Source organism: Serratia sp. CY33802, from assembly GCF_052169095.1.
In the GTDB taxonomy this organism is placed as follows: domain Bacteria; phylum Pseudomonadota; class Gammaproteobacteria; order Enterobacterales; family Enterobacteriaceae; genus Serratia; species Serratia bockelmannii.
Window position 1 is genome coordinate 209842 of record NZ_JBJNLL010000001.1, and the last position, 14962, is coordinate 224803.

Sequence of the window (14962 nt, forward strand, 5' to 3'; positions counted from 1 at the left end):
GAACATGCTTTATCCGAATGAAGAACACCTGTATGCCGCTATCGCCTGGCAGGATTGCACCGGCGATTTCGAAGACATCCTGTATCAAAAATCCGCCGACGGCATCGCCAAAATCACCATTAACCGGCCGCAGGTGCGCAACGCGTTCCGCCCGCAAACGGTCAAAGAGATGATCGACGCGCTGGCCAACGCCCGTTACGACGACGGCATCGGCGTCATTATTCTGACCGGCGCCGGCGATAAGGCCTTCTGCTCCGGCGGCGATCAGAAAGTGCGCGGCGACTACGGCGGCTATCGCGACGACAGCGGCGTACACCACCTCAACGTGCTGGACTTCCAACGCCAGATCCGCACCTGCCCGAAGCCGGTGGTGGCGATGGTGGCCGGCTATTCGATCGGCGGCGGCCACGTGCTGCACATGATGTGCGATCTGACCATCGCGGCGGATAACGCCATCTTCGGCCAGACCGGTCCGAAAGTGGGCTCGTTCGACGGCGGCTGGGGCGCGTCTTACATGGCGCGCATCGTCGGCCAGAAGAAGGCGCGCGAAATCTGGTTCCTGTGCCGCCAGTACGACGCCGCCGCCGCGCTGGACATGGGCCTGGTCAATACCGTGGTGCCGCTGGCCGAACTGGAAAAAGAGACGGTGCGCTGGTGCCGCGAAATGCTGCAGAACAGCCCGATGGCACTGCGCTGTCTGAAGGCGGCGCTGAATGCCGACTGCGACGGCCAGGCCGGTTTGCAGGAGCTGGCGGGCAACGCCACCATGCTGTTCTACATGACCGACGAAGGGCAGGAAGGGCGCAACGCGTTCAACGAGAAGCGCCAACCGGACTTCAGCAAATTCAAGCGTAACCCGTAATGAACGGGGCAAACCGCAGCGCGGCGCTATACCGTTACAGCCTGCCGATGGAGGCGGGCGTGGTGCTGCGCAATCAACGGTTGAAAACGCGTGACGGATGGGTGGTGCAGCTGTGTCAGGGCGAGCGTGAAGGTTGGGGAGAAATCGCGCCGCTGCCGGAATTCAGCCGGGAAACGCCGGCGCAGGCCGAACAGGCCGCGTTGGGCTGGCTGCAGGCCTGGTTGGCGGGCAACGAACCGGAGCACAGCGCGCTGCCCTCGGTGGCCTTTGGGCTCAGCTGTGCGCAGGCCGAGCTGGAGCAGCGTTTGCCGATGCAGGCGGATTTTCGCAAGGCGCCGCTGTGCACCGGCGATCCGGATGAGCTGTTCGAGACATTGAGCGCTTTGCCGGGCGAGAAAGTCGCCAAGGTGAAGGTGGGGCTGTATGAGGCGGTGCGGGACGGCATGATCGTCAACGTGTTGCTGGAGGCGTTGCCGGATCTGCGGCTGCGGCTGGACGCCAACCGCAGCTGGACCCGCGCCAAGGCCGACGGCTTCGCCAGGTATGTTAACCCGGCATGGCGCGATCGTATCTCTTTCCTGGAAGAGCCCTGCAAGACCCGTGATGAATCGCGCGACTTCGCCCGGGCGACCGGTATCGCCATCGCCTGGGATGAGAGCGTGCGGGAGGCGGACTTTGTGGTGCAGGCCGAGCCGGGCGTGGCGGCCATCGTGATCAAGCCGACGCTGGTCGGCAGCCTGGCGCGTTGCCAGACGCTGGTGGCGCAGGCGCACGCGGCGGGCCTGACGGCGGTGATCAGCTCCAGCCTCGAATCCAGCCTGGGGTTGACCCAACTGGCGCGCATCGCCCATTGGCTGACGCCGGACACCGTGCCGGGGCTGGATACGCTGGGGTTGATGCAGGCGCAGGTGCTGCGCCCGTGGCCGGGCAGCGCGTTGCCGCTGCTGGATGTCTCGGCGTTGGAGTGCCTATGGCGCCGTTGAACGATTGGCCGTGGCGACACTGGGCCCGCACTCAGCCGCAGGCGACGGCGCTGATGCTCGGCGAACAACCGCTGAGCTGGCTGGCGTTGCAGAGCCAGGTGGATGAGCTGGCGGCGGATTTCCAGCATCAGGGCGTTGAACCGGGCTGCGGCGTGGCGCTGTGCGGTAAAAACAGCTATCCGCTGCTGCTGGCCTATCTGGCGCTGTTGCAGTGCGGCGCACGCCTATTGCCGCTCAATCCCGCCTTGCCGACGCCGCTGCTGGCGCAGCTGTTGCCGGAATTGGATATGACCTTTGTCTTCGGCCCGGACTCGTTGCCGGCGCTGCCGGAAGACGTGATTCGATTGACCCCGCCTTCGACCGAGCCGCGTTGGCCAGACCTGCCGACGTGGGATGCGCACCGTCTGGCGACGCTGACGTTGACCTCGGGCTCCAGCGGCATGCCGAAAGCGGCCGCGCACAGCTATGCCAACCATCTGGCCAGCGCCGCCGGGGTGTTGGGGTTGATGGCGTTTCAGCGCGAAGATTGCTGGCTGCTGTCATTGCCGCTGTTTCACGTCTCCGGACAGGGCATTGTCTGGCGCTGGCTGGCGGCGGGCGCCCGGTTGGCGGTGCGCGAGATGCACCCGCTGAACGAGGCGTTGGCGGGATGCACGCATGCCTCGTTGGTGCCGACCCAGCTGTGGCGGCTGCTGGCGCAACCGCTGGCGGACATGACGCTGAAGGCGGTGCTGCTCGGCGGCGCGATGATCCCGGTGGAACTGACCGAGCGGGCGGAGGCGGCGGGGATCCGTTGCTGGTGCGGCTACGGGCTGACCGAACTGGCCTCCACGGTGTGCGCCAAGCGCGCCGATGCGCGGCCGGGTGTCGGCCTGCCGCTCGGCGGCCGCGAGGTAAAACTGGTGGATGAAGAGGTCTGGATCCGCGCCGACAGCCTGGCGCTTGGCTACTGGCGTCATGGCCATCTGCAGCCGTTGGCCGATGAACAGGGCTGGTTCCCGACCCGCGATCGCGGCGCGATGATCGAGGGGGAGCTACGCATTCTCGGCCGGCTGGACAACCTGTTTTTCAGCGGTGGCGAAGGGGTGCAGCCGGAAGATATCGAACGCGTGCTGGCGGCGCATCCGCAGATATCGCAGGCGTTTGTGGTGCCGGTGGCGGACGCCGAGTTCGGCCAGCGGCCGGTGGCGGTAATCGATGGCGATCCGTCGCTGTCGCTGGCGACGCTGCTCGCCTGGTCGCAGGATAAGCTCGCCAATTTCCAACGCCCGACGGCATTGCTTCCGCTGCCTGACGAGCTGAAAAACGGCGGCATCAAGATTTCGCGCCGCCGGTTGCAGGTATGGGTGGCGGAGCGCCTGCGTCCGGCATAAAAAAAGCCGCCCGAAAGGGCGGCTGAGTGAATGATGCAGGGGGATTATTTCAGCCCCAACGCCTTGGCGACGCCGGCGCCGTAGTCGGGGTGCACCTTGGTGAACAGCTCGACCTGACGGCGCTGGATGTGTTCCGGCACCTGCGACAGTTCGCCGGCGATGCGGGTGAACATGCGCTGGTGCTCTTCGGCGCTCAGCAGGTTGAACAGCGCGCGCGGCTGGCTGTAGTAATCGTCGTCTTCACGATGATTCCAGTGGTCGGCCGCGCCCTCAATGCTCAGCGGCGGCTCGCTGAAGTCCGGCTGCTCCTGGAACAGGCCGAAGCTGTTCGGTTCGTAGGTGGCGCCGTTGCCGCTGTTGCCGTCCACGCGCATCGCGCCGTCGCGATGGTAGTTGTGGAACGGGCATTTGGCGCCGTTCACCGGGATCTGGTGGTGGTTGACGCCCAGGCGGTAGCGGTGCGCATCGCCATAGGAGAACAGGCGGCCCTGCAGCATTTTATCCGGCGAGAAACTGATGCCCGGCACCACGTTAGCGGGGTTCATCGCCACCTGCTCAACCTCGGAGAAGTAGTTGTCGGGGTTGCGGTTCAGCTCGAAAAAGCCGACGTCGATCAGCGGGTAGTCGCCGTGCGGCCACACCTTGGTTAGGTCGAACGGGTTGTATGGCGTCTGCGAGGCCTCATGCTCCGGCATGATCTGAATTTGCAGCTTCCAGCGCGGGAAGTCGCCGCGTTTGATCGCATCGAACAGATCGCGCTGTGAGCTTTCGCGATCCTTGGCGATGATCGCTTCCGCTTCTTCATCCATCAGGTTTTCAATGCCTTGCTCGCAGCGGAAGTGGAATTTCACCCAGAAACGTTCGTTGGCGGCATTGATAAAGCTGAAGGTGTGGCTGCCGAAACCGTGCATGTGACGGTAGGATTTCGGAATGCCGCGATCGCTGAAGTCGATGGTCAGCTGGTGCAGCGACTCCGGCAGGTGGGAGAAGAAGTCCCACTTGTAGACTGGGTTGCGCAGGTTGGTATGCGGATCGCGTTTCACCACGTGGTTGAGATCGGGGAATTTCAGCGGATCGCGCAGATAAAACACCGGCGTATCGTTACCCACCAAATCCCAGTTGCCTTCTTCGGTATAGAACTTCATGGCGAAGCCGCGAATATCGCGCTCGGCGTCGGCGGCGCCGCGCTCACCGGCGACGGTGGAGAAGCGGATAAACATGTCGGTCTGTTTGCCGATTTCGGAGAAGATCTTGGCGCGCGTGTAGCGGGTGATGTCGTGGGTAACGGTAAAGGTGCCGTAGGCGCCGGAACCCTTGGCGTGCATGCGACGCTCGGGGATGACTTCACGGTCGAAGTGGGCCAGTTTTTCCAGGAACCACACGTCCTGCAACAGCATCGGGCCGCGTTTGCCTGCGGTGATCACGTTATTGTTATCGACAACCGGGGCGCCGGCTGCGGTGGTCAGTCCTTTCTTGCTCATCACTTGCTCCTTATCGTAGTGCAGTTAAGTAAAGACTCGGGCGGTTTAAGCGTTCATCAGCATAGTCCTTTGGCGGGGCTTCTTCCCCTGACCTTGGTCAAAGTCACTACTAGTTGTAGCCCTATTGCCGAGCGACGGCAAATAGGTCTCGGTTATCGTTGGCATCGCCTTGACGAATATGGATTTTTGTTTGCAAATTTTTACATTTATTTGATTATTGAAGAATTTTTTCGCTTTTATCCCTTAAATACTCATTGCGCTTTGGTATAGACTCATGACGTTATTATTATGCGTTGATTCGATCATTCGGTACGGATGACAAACCAGAGGGAAAGATGATGAAAAAGACTTGGGTCGCGTGCGCGGCAGGATTGCTGTTTGTGACCGGTGCGGCGAACGCCATCAGCGTGTCGGGCGAAGCCGGGCAACACTACACCAACCTGGGCGTTGGCATGAGCACCGGCTCTTCAGGTCTGGGCTTGACCGGCAACTGGGCGCGCAGCGACCACGACGGCAACGTCGGCAGCGTGGGGTTGAACTTCGGTGTGCCGCTGGGGCCGTTGACGGCGACCGTAGGCGCCAAAGCGCTGTACCTCAGCCCGAAAGACGGGAAGAGCGGCGGGGCGGTGGCGCTGGGCGGCGGCCTGGAGTGGGAGATCAACCGCTACTTCAGCCTGCACGGCGAAGGTTACTTTGCGCCTGACTCTTTCACCAGCGGCGTGAAGGCCTATAACGAAGCCAGCGGCGGCCTGCGCTGGAAGTTCCGTCCGCTGAGCGTGGACGTGGGCTACCGTTACATGCAGATGGAAGGCAAAGACGGGCGTCGCGACAACACCCTGGCCGATGGCCCTTATGTCGGTGTCGGTCTGAGCTTCTAAGGCTGCGAAAAAAGGGGCCATTGCGGCCCCTTTCTCTCTATCATTTCTTGTCTTTCGGCGCTTACCCGACCGCCGGCAGCATGCCGCTGGCGATGCCCAGTTGAATGGCGATCACCGTTACCCCGCAGACAAACACCAACGCCAGCGCAGGGGTGCCGCCCCAGACGCGATATTGTGCCTGATGCTTTTGGCGAGTTTTCCACACCAGCAGCGAAGGCAGCAGCAGCGCCAGAACCGACAGGGCGATGGCGGCGAAACCCAGCGCCAGCACGAAACCGCGCGGGTAGAATAGCGCGAAGGCCAGCGGCGGCAGGAAGGTGATGGCGCCGGTTTGCAGGCGGCCACGCACGTTATCTTGACGCTTGAACAGGTCAGCCAGGAAATCGAACAGCCCGAGCGCGACGCCGAGGAACGAGGTCGCCAGCGCCAGATCGGCGAACAGGTGCACCGCCAGTTCAACGTGCGGTGAAGCTACTGCATCACGCACCGCCTGCAACAGGCCGTTTAGCCCGGCCTGCTGAGCCAGGATGCCGACGAAGGTGTCGGAGCTGATGCTGCCCAACGTCGCCAGCTGCCAGAAGATATAGGCGATCAGTGGGATCGCGCTGCCGATGATAAACACCCAACGCAGTTTGCGAATGTTGCCGCCCATGTAGTTGACGATGCTCGGCACGCTGCCGTGGAAGCCGAAAGAGGTGAAGATCACTGGAATGGCCGACAGCGCCAGGCCTTGCTCCAGCGGCAACGTCATCAGATTGGTCTGGTGGATATTCGGCAACATCAGGCCGAGCATCACCACCAGGAACACCACTTTCGCGCTGAACAGGATGCGGTTGAACAAGTCGACCGAGTGGGTGCCGATGCACACCACGCCGCCGGCCACCAGGGTGAACAGCAGGACGCCGAGCGACACCGGGAAGTCCTGCGACGTCCATTGGCTGATGCTGGTGGCGAGCAGTTCGCCGGCGCCGCTGATATAGGCGGCGGTGAGGGCGTACATCAGGAACATCATGCTAAAGCTGGTCAGCCACTGGCCGCCACCGCCGAGATAACGTTTGGCGAGCGTGCCCAGACCGGTATCCGCCTGCTCATGCTGGTAAACCTCCACCAGTAACAGCGCGGTGTAACACATCAACAGCCACAGCCCGACCAGTAAGGCCAGCGTGACGCCGAAACCGACGCCGGCCGCCGCCAGCGGCATCGCCAGCATCCCGGCGCCAATGGTGGTGCCCGCCACGATAAAAACACTGCCAAGAGTGCGATTCTTCACGTTTTTTCTCTACCAGCCGAAAGATTTTGAAAATTATAGGTAACGATTTATGAGGATGGCAGGATAGTGGAAGCCCTAATTTGTGTCAAACCGACGTTACGCATGATGTACATTAATGTTTACATCTCGCAGGCCTGCATCGCACATGAGAAACGGACCCATGGCTGAAATTATCCGCAGGCGGCTAGTGAAAAGTTATTTACGGGCTTCTATAGTGGAATGACCAAAAAATGTGGGAGAGATCAATGTTAAGGGTAGAGATGCTCAGTACCGGCGATGAGGTGCTGCACGGGCAAATTATTGATACCAACGCCGCCTGGCTGGCGGACTACCTGTTCCAGCAGGGGCTGCCGATGAGCGGGCGTGAAACGGTCGGAGACAGCCTCTCTGCGTTGATCGAGATCCTGCAGGAACGAAGCCATATCGCCGATGTGCTGATCGTCAACGGCGGCCTGGGGCCGACCAGCGACGATCTCAGCGCGCTGGCCGCGGCGAAAGCCTGTGGCGTAGAGCTGGTCGAACGGGCCGACTGGCTGGCGCGCATGGAAGCCTATTTCACCGAGCGTGGGCGGCCGATGGCTCCTTCCAATCGTAAGCAGGCGCAGATCCCGGCCAACGCGGAAATGCTGGATAACCCGGTGGGCACCGCCTGCGGTTTCGCATTGCAGCTGAACAAATGTCAGATGTTCTTCACTCCCGGTGTACCGTCGGAATTCAAAGTGATGGTCGAACAGCAGATCGTGCCGCGCCTGCGCCAGCGCTTCACCTTACCGGCGCCGCCGCTGTGCCTGCGCCTGACGACGTTCGGCACTTCCGAGAGCGATCTGGCCGCCGAGCTGGATGGCATGCCGCTGCCGCCGGAAGTGGTGCTGGGTTACCGCTCATCCAGCCCGATTATCGAACTGAAGCTGACCGGGCCGGAAAGCCGGCGTGCGGAAATGGAGCAGGCATGGCGGCGCGTGCGCGAAGTGGCGGGGGACAACTGCATTTTTGAAGGCACCGTCGGGTTGCCGGCGTTGTTAACGCAGCGGCTGAGTCAGCAAGGGCTGAAGCTGGCGTTGAGCGAGCAATTCAGCGGCGGGTTGATCAATCTGCAGCTGCAAAGCGAGGGTGCACCGCTGGCGGGGGGCGAGCTGCTGCCGGCGCACTGTATCGAAACGCTGGAAACGACGCTGGCCCGCGCCCGCTCGCTGGCGGAGTTGACCGGTGCGCCGTTGGCGTTGGCGGTCAGCGCCATGCGCGATGAGCAGGTGAGCATTGCGCTGCACACGCCGCGCGGCGGTATTGGCCAGACCGTGCGTTATCGTGCGTCGCGCCACGGCCTGCGGCTGCGTCAGGAGTCGGTAGCGATGCTGGCGCTGGATATGCTGCGCCGCTGGCTGAATGGGGGCCAGGCGTGCGGTAAAAACGCCTGGCTGGAGGTAGTGGAAATTATCGAGTGACGGTCATGGCGCCGAGTTGCCGGCGTCACGGCTTTGCTGCAGCCGTTCGGACGCCAGCCGTGACAGGCGTATCGCCGCGGCACCCCGCACGTGCAGTTCCAGACCGTAGTCCCTGAGCGCCTGCGCGGCGCTGCCGGCTTGCGCCAGATGCGCCGCCAGGCTGGCGGCGTCCGCCAGCGCGGTGTTGGCGCCAAGCCCGCCCGCCGGGCTCATGGCGTGCACGGCGTCGCCGAGAAAGGCGATGCGTTCGCTGTGCCATTCCGGCATTGCCGCCGTAACCTGCACCGTCCGCACGCTGAGCGACAGGGGATCCGCCAGCGCTAACGCCGTTTGCAAAGCGGGCGCCCATCCCTGCGAGATATGCCGTACATGCGCCTGCAGCGTTGCGCTTCCCTTCGCCCGTGTCGGCCCGCCGAGCCGTTCAGCCGATCCGATACAGGCCCAATAGAGATAATCGTCGACCGGCGTGAGGCGGCAATCGGGCGCGTAGTCGGCCGCCAGCTGCGCCATGGGCGCCTGAAAGCGCATCGGTTCAATCACCAGCGATACGCCGTCGGCGAAGATCACCGATACGCCGTTCAGCAGCTCAGGGGCCAATTGGGCCCGGGTTGCCGCATCGAGCGGTGTTTTGCCGTAGAGGGTGACCGCGCCGCTGTCTTCGGGCCCCGCCTCGGGCAGGCAGCGCCGCCGCACCAGCGAGTTGACGCCGTCGGCGGCGATCAGCACATCGACTCGCACTTGCTCGCCGTTTGCGAACTGTAGCTCCACGCCCTGCGGCGTTTGTGCAAATTCACGCAAGGTATGGCCGAAACGCACCCGGTCTTGCAGGCCGGCAAGCAGGATCTCGCGCAGCGTTTGGCGATGAATGCCGAGATCGCCGCTCGGTTCTTGCGTTTGGCGCTGGCTGGACGGCAACCAGTGCTCGGGGCGCCGGCCGGTGAGCGGGGCAAGCTGCGGATCCCATAGATTGCTCTCGCCGCTGTTTTGCGCGCTGCCGGCGCAGAGCAACCGGTAGTGCGCCGGCGGCAGGCAGGCGGCCAGCGCCTGCTGGCCAGACGGATCGATGCGCAGCCGGTAGCCCTGATCGCGCGCTTGCGGCGTGGTGTCGCGTTCAAACACCGTGGCGTGGATGCCGAAGCGGCTCAGCCCCTGAGCCAGACACAGACCGCCGGGCCCGGCGCCGATAATGCCAATGCTGGGTGTTGTCATCATGTTCCCTCGTGAGTCAGTGGCCACAAACGGGAGCGGCCGGAAGCATTTCATTATGTCGGCGCAGGAAAAGGTTGATATAACGGTATCTGGACTAAAAATAGTGATAAGTGGCCAATGTGAACGATAACCCTCACTTCACTGACGCAGACTGCAGCGAATGGCGGGCGGGCCCCTGGCTGATCGCCCTTGGCGGCCGCGACGCGGCAGGCCGGGAGTATCGGTTGGGCACGCGCGAATACGACTGGCATCAGCATGTGCGCGGGCAGTTGCTGTGCGTCGAAAGCGGCTTGTTGCATGTACGCACGGCGCAGGGCGATTGGGTGCTTCCGCCTCAGCGGGCGGGTTGGATCCCACCGGCGACGGAGCACCGGGTGCAGGTCTGCGGCGCACTGAGCGGCTGGAGTTTGCTGCTGGCGCCGGAGGCCTGCCACGATCTGTCGAATGTACCCTGCGTCATCGGCATTAGCGCCGTGCTGCAGGCGCTGGCTCAGCGAGCAGAAGGCTGGGACAAGCGCAGCGCGCTCACCCTGGAGCAGGATCGCATGGCGCAGGTGATGCGGGACGAGATACGTTTGGCGCCGACGGAACCACTGCATTTGCCGATGTCGTCCCATCCGCGCCTGGCCGGCGTTCTGCAGGCCTTGCTGGCGCAGCCGGGGAGCGAGCGTTCGCTGGAGGCGTGGGCTGAATGGGGGGCGATGTCGCCGCGTACCCTGCGGCGGCTGATGATCGGCGAGACGGGGTTGAGTTTTGCACAGTGGCGCCAGCAGGCCCGGTTGTCGTATGCGTTAGCGAAGCTGGCCGAAGGCGAGACGGTGCTGCAGATAGCGGAAACGCTGGGATATGCCTCGCCGAGTAATTTTATCGCCATGTTTCGCAAAGCCTTTGGCGATTCTCCGGCACGTTATTTTTCCGCATCGGCGGGAAAGGGGCGCTAAGCGAAATACTTTGAGGATAGTTATATATCCCTAATTAATCATAAGGTTATAGGGGATATTCGCGGCGAGAGAATGCTGTTACTCTCTTGACGGGTGCTTGAGACTGTTCGTCTTGGGCATTGTGTGACAAGGCGGATAGATGAAAGCCCCAAACTGACTCTCAATCAGAATGGGGCTGCCCTAACGCCTAGACACCGTTATGGTAGCCCCTTCACAGCAAGGAGGCAAGCATGCGCTTAAGGCATGTGTTTCACTCGCTAACCGTTGTATGTATTACGGTTTTGTTATTTATCTGGATGATAAGAGACTCGCTGTGCGAGCTGAAAATCTACCAGGAAAATATCACTATCCTGATCAGGTTGGCGTGTGAGGTGAAGCGGTAATCATAGGGCGGGGGCAACCCCGCCTTCTGGTCTCCAGGCGCGGTTTCCGGCACCCGACTTTACATTTCCAGCTCGATATCCGTCAGCGGCATGCAGCAGCAGGGCAGGATCTCGCCGGCGTTGATAAACGCCAGCGGCTGCTGGCGGTAGGTCACTTCACCTTTCACCAGCTTCAGGCGGCAGGCACCGCAATAGCCGGATCGGCACTGATACTCCACCTGCACGTCGTGCAGTTCCAGCACGTCGAGCAGACAGTTTTCACTGTTGGGGCAGGAGAGCTGCGTGCCGGCGGCGCGCAGCGTTACGATTGGCGTCGCCATCGCTTACAGTTCGAAGTCGCTCAGGTCGTCGGCGTTGATCTCCGAGTCGATCTGGCCAACCAGGTAGGAGCTCACTTCCACTTCCTGCGGCGCTACCTGCACGTTGTCGGACACCAACCAGGCATTGATCCATGGGATCGGGTTGGAGCGGGTTTCGAACGGCAGACCAAGGCCGACCGCCTGCATGCGGATATTGGTGATGTATTCCACATACTGGCACAGGATGTCTTTGTTCAGGCCAATCATCGAGCCGTCGCGGAACAGGTATTCCGCCCACTCTTTCTCCTGCTGGGCGGCCAGCACGAACAGATCGTAGCACTGCTGTTGACATTCCTCGGCGATCTCCGCCATTTCCGGATCGTCGGCGCCGGAACGCATCAGGTTCAGCATGTGCTGGGTGCCGGTCAGGTGCAGCGCTTCGTCGCGGGCGATCAGCTTGATGATCTTGGCGTTGCCTTCCATCAGTTCGCGCTCGGCGAACGCGAAGGAGCAGGCAAAGCTGACGTAGAAGCGGATCGCTTCCAGCGCGTTCACGCTCATCAGGCACAGGTACAGCTGCTTCTTCAGCGCGCGCAGATTGACGGTGACGGTTTTACCGTTCACCTGGTGGGTGCCTTCACCCAGCAGGTGATAGTAGCTGGTCATCTCGATCAGATCGTCGTAGTAGCCGGAAATGTCTTTCGCGCGCTTCTTGATCTCTTCATTGGTGACGATGTCGTCGAACACTAACGCCGGATCGTTGACGATGTTGCGGATGATGTGAGTGTAGGAACGGGAGTGGATGGTCTCGGAGAACGACCAGGTTTCCACCCAGGTTTCCAACTCAGGGATCGAGATCAGCGGCAGCAGGGCGACGTTCGGGCTGCGGCCCTGGATGGAGTCCAGCAGCGTCTGATATTTCAGGTTGCTGATGAAGATGTGCTTCTCGTGCTCCGGCAGCGCCTGGTAATCGATACGGTCGCGGGAAACGTCAACTTCTTCCGGGCGCCAGAAGAAGGAGAGCTGTTTTTCGATCAGCTTTTCGAAGATTTCATGCTTTTGCTGGTCGAAACGCGCAACGTTTACCGACTGGCCGAAGAACATCGGCTCTTGCAGCTGGTCGTTTTTGGTCTGAGAAAAAGTGGTGTAAGCCATAAGCCTGAATCCATCGTAACGTGGCTAAATGAAGGGGCCGGAAAATTCCGGCCCGCTAGGTCAAACTTTAGATCTTGCAGGCGCCGCTTTCGCAGTCGTCATCGCCGGCCTTGGCAGGCTGCAAATCTTCCTGGGCGTCTTCCGCACCGTCGCGGGTGTTTTGGTAGTACAGCGTTTTCACGCCGAACTTGTAGGTGGTGAGCAGGTCTTTCAACAGCTGCTTCATCGGCACCTTGCCGCCCGGGAAGCGGGTCGGATCGTAGTTGGTGTTGGCCGAGATCGATTGGTCGATGAATTTCTGCATCAGCCCAACCAGCTGCAGATAGCCGTCGTTGCTCGGCATTTCCCACAGCAGCTCGTAGTTGTCTTTCAGACGCTCATACTCCGGCACCACCTGGCGCAGGATGCCGTCTTTCGACGCCTTGATGCTGATGTGGCCGCGCGGCGGCTCGATGCCGTTGGTGGCGTTGGAAATCTGCGAAGAGGTTTCCGATGGCATCAGGGCGGACAGCGTCGAGTTGCGCAGGCCGGTTTCCTGGATCTCTTTACGCAGGGTTTCCCAGTCGTAGTGCAGCGGCTCGCTGCAGATCGCATCCAGGTCTTTCTTGTAGGTGTCGATCGGCAGGATGCCCTGCGAATAAGTGGTTTCGTTGAACCACGGGCAAGCGCCTTGTTCCTGAGCCAGACGGTTGGAGGCTTTCAGCAGGTAGTACTGAATGGCTTCGAACGTTTTGTGGGTCAGGTTGTTGGCGCTGCCGTCGGAATAGCGTACGCCGTTCTTCGCCAGGTAATAAGCGAAGTTGATGACGCCGATGCCCAGGGTGCGGCGACCCATCGCGCCACGGTGCGCAGCCTTGATCGGGTAATCCTGATAATCCAGCAGGGCGTCGAGTGAACGCACCGCCAGGGTCGCCAGCTCTTCCAGGTCGTCCAGGCTGTCGATCGCGCCCAGGTTGAAGGCAGACAGGGTACACAGCGCGATCTCGCCGTTTTCATCGTTGACGTCTTCCAGCGGCTTGGTCGGCAGGGCGATTTCCAAGCACAGGTTGGACTGACGCACCGGCGCGATCTGCGGATCGAACGGGCTGTGGGTGTTGCAGTGGTCGACGTTCTGGATGTAGATACGGCCGGTAGAGGCACGTTCTTGCATCATCAGCGAGAACAGCTCAACCGCTTTCACGCGTTTCTGGCGAATGCTGTCATCTTTCTCGTACTGGGTGTACAGGCGCTCGAATTCGTCCTGATCGGCGAAGAACGCGTCGTACAGCCCCGGCACGTCGGACGGGCTGAACAGGGTGATGTCTTCGCCCTTGATCAGACGCTGGTACATCAGGCGGTTCAACTGCACGCCGTAGTCCATGTGACGCACGCGGTTGCCTTCAACGCCACGGTTGTTTTTCAACACCAGCAGGCTTTCTACTTCCAGGTGCCACATCGGGTAGAACAGCGTTGCCGCGCCACCGCGCACGCCGCCCTGTGAGCAGGATTTGACGGCGGTCTGGAAGTGTTTGTAGAACGGAATGCAGCCAGTATGGAAGGCTTCACCGCCACGGATCGGGCTGCCCAGCGCGCGGATGCGGCCGGCGTTGATGCCGATGCCGGCGCGCTGCGAAACGTATTTCACAATGGCGCTGGAGGTGGCGTTGATGGAGTCCAGGCTGTCGCCGCACTCGATCAGCACGCAGGAGCTGAACTGGCGGGTTGGGGTGCGCACGCCGGACATGATCGGCGTAGGCAGCGAAATCTTGAAGGTGGAAATCGCATCGTAGAAACGTTTGACGTAGTCCAGACGGGTTTCACGCGGGTAGTTGGAGAACAGGCACGCAGACACCAGCAAATACAGGAACTGGGCGCTTTCGTAGATTTCGCCGCTGACGCGGTTCTGCACCAGGTATTTGCCTTCCAGCTGCTTGACGGCGGCATAAGAGAAGTTCATGTCGCGCCAATGATCGATAAAGGAATCCATCTGCTCGAACTCTTCAGCGCTGTAGTCTTCCAGCAGATGCTTATCGTATTTGCCCATCTCGACCATGCGAGTGACGTGGGCGTGCAGCTTCGGTGGCTCAAACTGGCCGTAAGCCTTTTTACGCAGGTGGAAGATCGCCAGGCGAGCGGCCAGGTACTGATAGTCCGGCGCATCGCGGGAGATCAGGTCAGCTGCGGCCTTGATGATGGTTTCGTGAATGTCGGCGGTTTTGATGCCGTCATAAAACTGAATGTGTGAACGCAACTCTACTTGAGAAACCGAGACGTTGTGTAATCCCTCAGCGGCCCAATCGATGACCCGGTGGATTTTGTCGAGATTGATGCGCTCTTTACGGCCATCGCGTTTAGTTACAAGCAGACTTTGGTTCATGTGGTGTTTTACCTGTCCGTATGGTGCCCCTAAGCAGAAGTGTAGTCGCTCTGCTCAGTATGTAAACACTATATATAGGGGTTGTATGTCGGTGAGGTAACAAGATAGTGAGAAAAAACGGCGTTTGCAAGTGAACAAAACCGGCCTAATTTGTGGATAACTTGGGGGTGAAATGCCACTTGCCGTTCGCAGTGCGCGCCGTGACTGGCGCGACAAGCTTGTCAATAAGCACGATCAGATTTTACTGAAAAACTGAAAAAACCGATCGTTTGGCGCTTTATTAAACGTTAGAAAAAAACGGCATATTGATCTGATTTAATATTCTAAAAA

The 14962-nt window shown here is 60.9% G+C and carries 13 protein-coding genes; 7 read left to right on the top strand and 6 right to left on the bottom strand.

Annotated features, from left to right (window positions below):
• The first annotated feature begins 4 nt into the window (after positions 1-4).
• The 3 genes from menB to menE are packed head-to-tail and all read left to right on the top strand — an operon-like array spanning position 5 to position 3218.
• Positions 5-862, top strand: coding sequence for a 1,4-dihydroxy-2-naphthoyl-CoA synthase (gene menB / locus ACJ8HA_RS01065; RefSeq protein ID WP_049207307.1), 858 nt, complete (start codon positions 5-7; stop codon positions 860-862).
• On the top strand, positions 862-1845 hold the full coding sequence (gene menC / locus ACJ8HA_RS01070) for an o-succinylbenzoate synthase (RefSeq protein WP_049207305.1): 984 nt from the start codon (positions 862-864) through the stop codon (positions 1843-1845). The genes menB and menC overlap by 1 nt, the downstream gene beginning before the upstream one ends.
• Positions 1833-3218 carry an o-succinylbenzoate--CoA ligase gene (gene menE, locus ACJ8HA_RS01075; RefSeq protein ID WP_442515160.1) on the top strand — a complete coding sequence of 462 codons (1386 nt, stop codon included), beginning with the start codon at positions 1833-1835 and terminating at the stop codon, positions 3216-3218. Before menC ends, menE begins: the two co-directional genes overlap by 13 nt.
• Positions 3219-3262: 44 nt before the next feature.
• Here the strand turns inward: menE and katA are convergent, their stop codons facing one another.
• On the bottom strand, positions 3263-4699 hold the full coding sequence (katA, locus tag ACJ8HA_RS01080; RefSeq protein WP_033651930.1) for a catalase KatA: 1437 nt from the start codon (positions 4697-4699) through the stop codon (positions 3263-3265).
• A gap of 338 nt (positions 4700-5037) precedes the next feature.
• Here katA and ACJ8HA_RS01085 point away from each other — a divergent pair, with 338 nt between their 5' ends.
• Positions 5038-5577, top strand: coding sequence for a YfaZ family outer membrane protein (locus ACJ8HA_RS01085; RefSeq protein WP_038876374.1), 540 nt, complete (start codon positions 5038-5040; stop codon positions 5575-5577).
• A 61-nt stretch (positions 5578-5638) separates the two neighbouring features.
• On the opposite strand, the gene tyrP is transcribed toward ACJ8HA_RS01085, so the two are convergent.
• Positions 5639-6847, bottom strand: coding sequence for a tyrosine transporter TyrP (gene tyrP, locus ACJ8HA_RS01090; protein WP_004935940.1), 1209 nt, complete (start codon positions 6845-6847; stop codon positions 5639-5641).
• A 245-nt stretch (positions 6848-7092) separates the two neighbouring features.
• Here tyrP and ACJ8HA_RS01095 point away from each other — a divergent pair, with 245 nt between their 5' ends.
• Positions 7093-8289 (top strand): nicotinamide mononucleotide deamidase-related protein YfaY, encoded by a 1197-nt coding sequence (locus tag ACJ8HA_RS01095; RefSeq protein WP_043136517.1) that lies wholly within the window; start codon positions 7093-7095, stop codon positions 8287-8289.
• 3 nt (positions 8290-8292) lie between these two features.
• Here ACJ8HA_RS01095 and ACJ8HA_RS01100 read toward each other — a convergent pair whose 3' ends face one another.
• A complete protein-coding gene (locus tag ACJ8HA_RS01100) occupies positions 8293-9501 on the bottom strand; it encodes an FAD-dependent oxidoreductase (RefSeq protein ID WP_238969529.1) in 1209 nt (402 codons plus the stop codon).
• Positions 9502-9617: 116 nt separating this feature from the next.
• Between ACJ8HA_RS01100 and ACJ8HA_RS01105 the strand changes: the two genes are divergently transcribed.
• Both ACJ8HA_RS01105 and ACJ8HA_RS01110 read left to right on the top strand, forming a co-directional pair.
• Positions 9618-10439 carry an AraC family transcriptional regulator gene (locus ACJ8HA_RS01105; RefSeq protein WP_043136550.1) on the top strand — a complete coding sequence of 274 codons (822 nt, stop codon included), beginning with the start codon at positions 9618-9620 and terminating at the stop codon, positions 10437-10439.
• A gap of 230 nt (positions 10440-10669) precedes the next feature.
• The gene (locus ACJ8HA_RS01110; protein ID WP_004935921.1) at positions 10670-10822 is read left to right on the top strand and encodes a Hok/Gef family protein; all 153 of its coding nucleotides are present in this window, start codon (positions 10670-10672) and stop codon (positions 10820-10822) included.
• 59 nt (positions 10823-10881) lie between these two features.
• Here the strand turns inward: ACJ8HA_RS01110 and yfaE are convergent, their stop codons facing one another.
• The 3 genes from yfaE to nrdA all read right to left on the bottom strand — a co-directional run bounded on the left by yfaE (position 10882) and on the right by nrdA (position 14632).
• On the bottom strand, positions 10882-11142 hold the full coding sequence (yfaE, locus tag ACJ8HA_RS01115; RefSeq protein WP_025303642.1) for a class I ribonucleotide reductase maintenance protein YfaE: 261 nt from the start codon (positions 11140-11142) through the stop codon (positions 10882-10884).
• 3 nt (positions 11143-11145) lie between these two features.
• The gene (gene nrdB / locus ACJ8HA_RS01120) at positions 11146-12276 is read right to left on the bottom strand and encodes a class Ia ribonucleoside-diphosphate reductase subunit beta (protein WP_019453694.1); all 1131 of its coding nucleotides are present in this window, start codon (positions 12274-12276) and stop codon (positions 11146-11148) included.
• Positions 12277-12343: 67 nt separating this feature from the next.
• Complete coding sequence (gene nrdA, locus ACJ8HA_RS01125; protein ID WP_025303641.1) at positions 12344-14632, bottom strand: class 1a ribonucleoside-diphosphate reductase subunit alpha; 2289 nt, start codon at positions 14630-14632, stop codon at positions 12344-12346.
• Positions 14633-14962 lie beyond the last annotated feature (330 nt).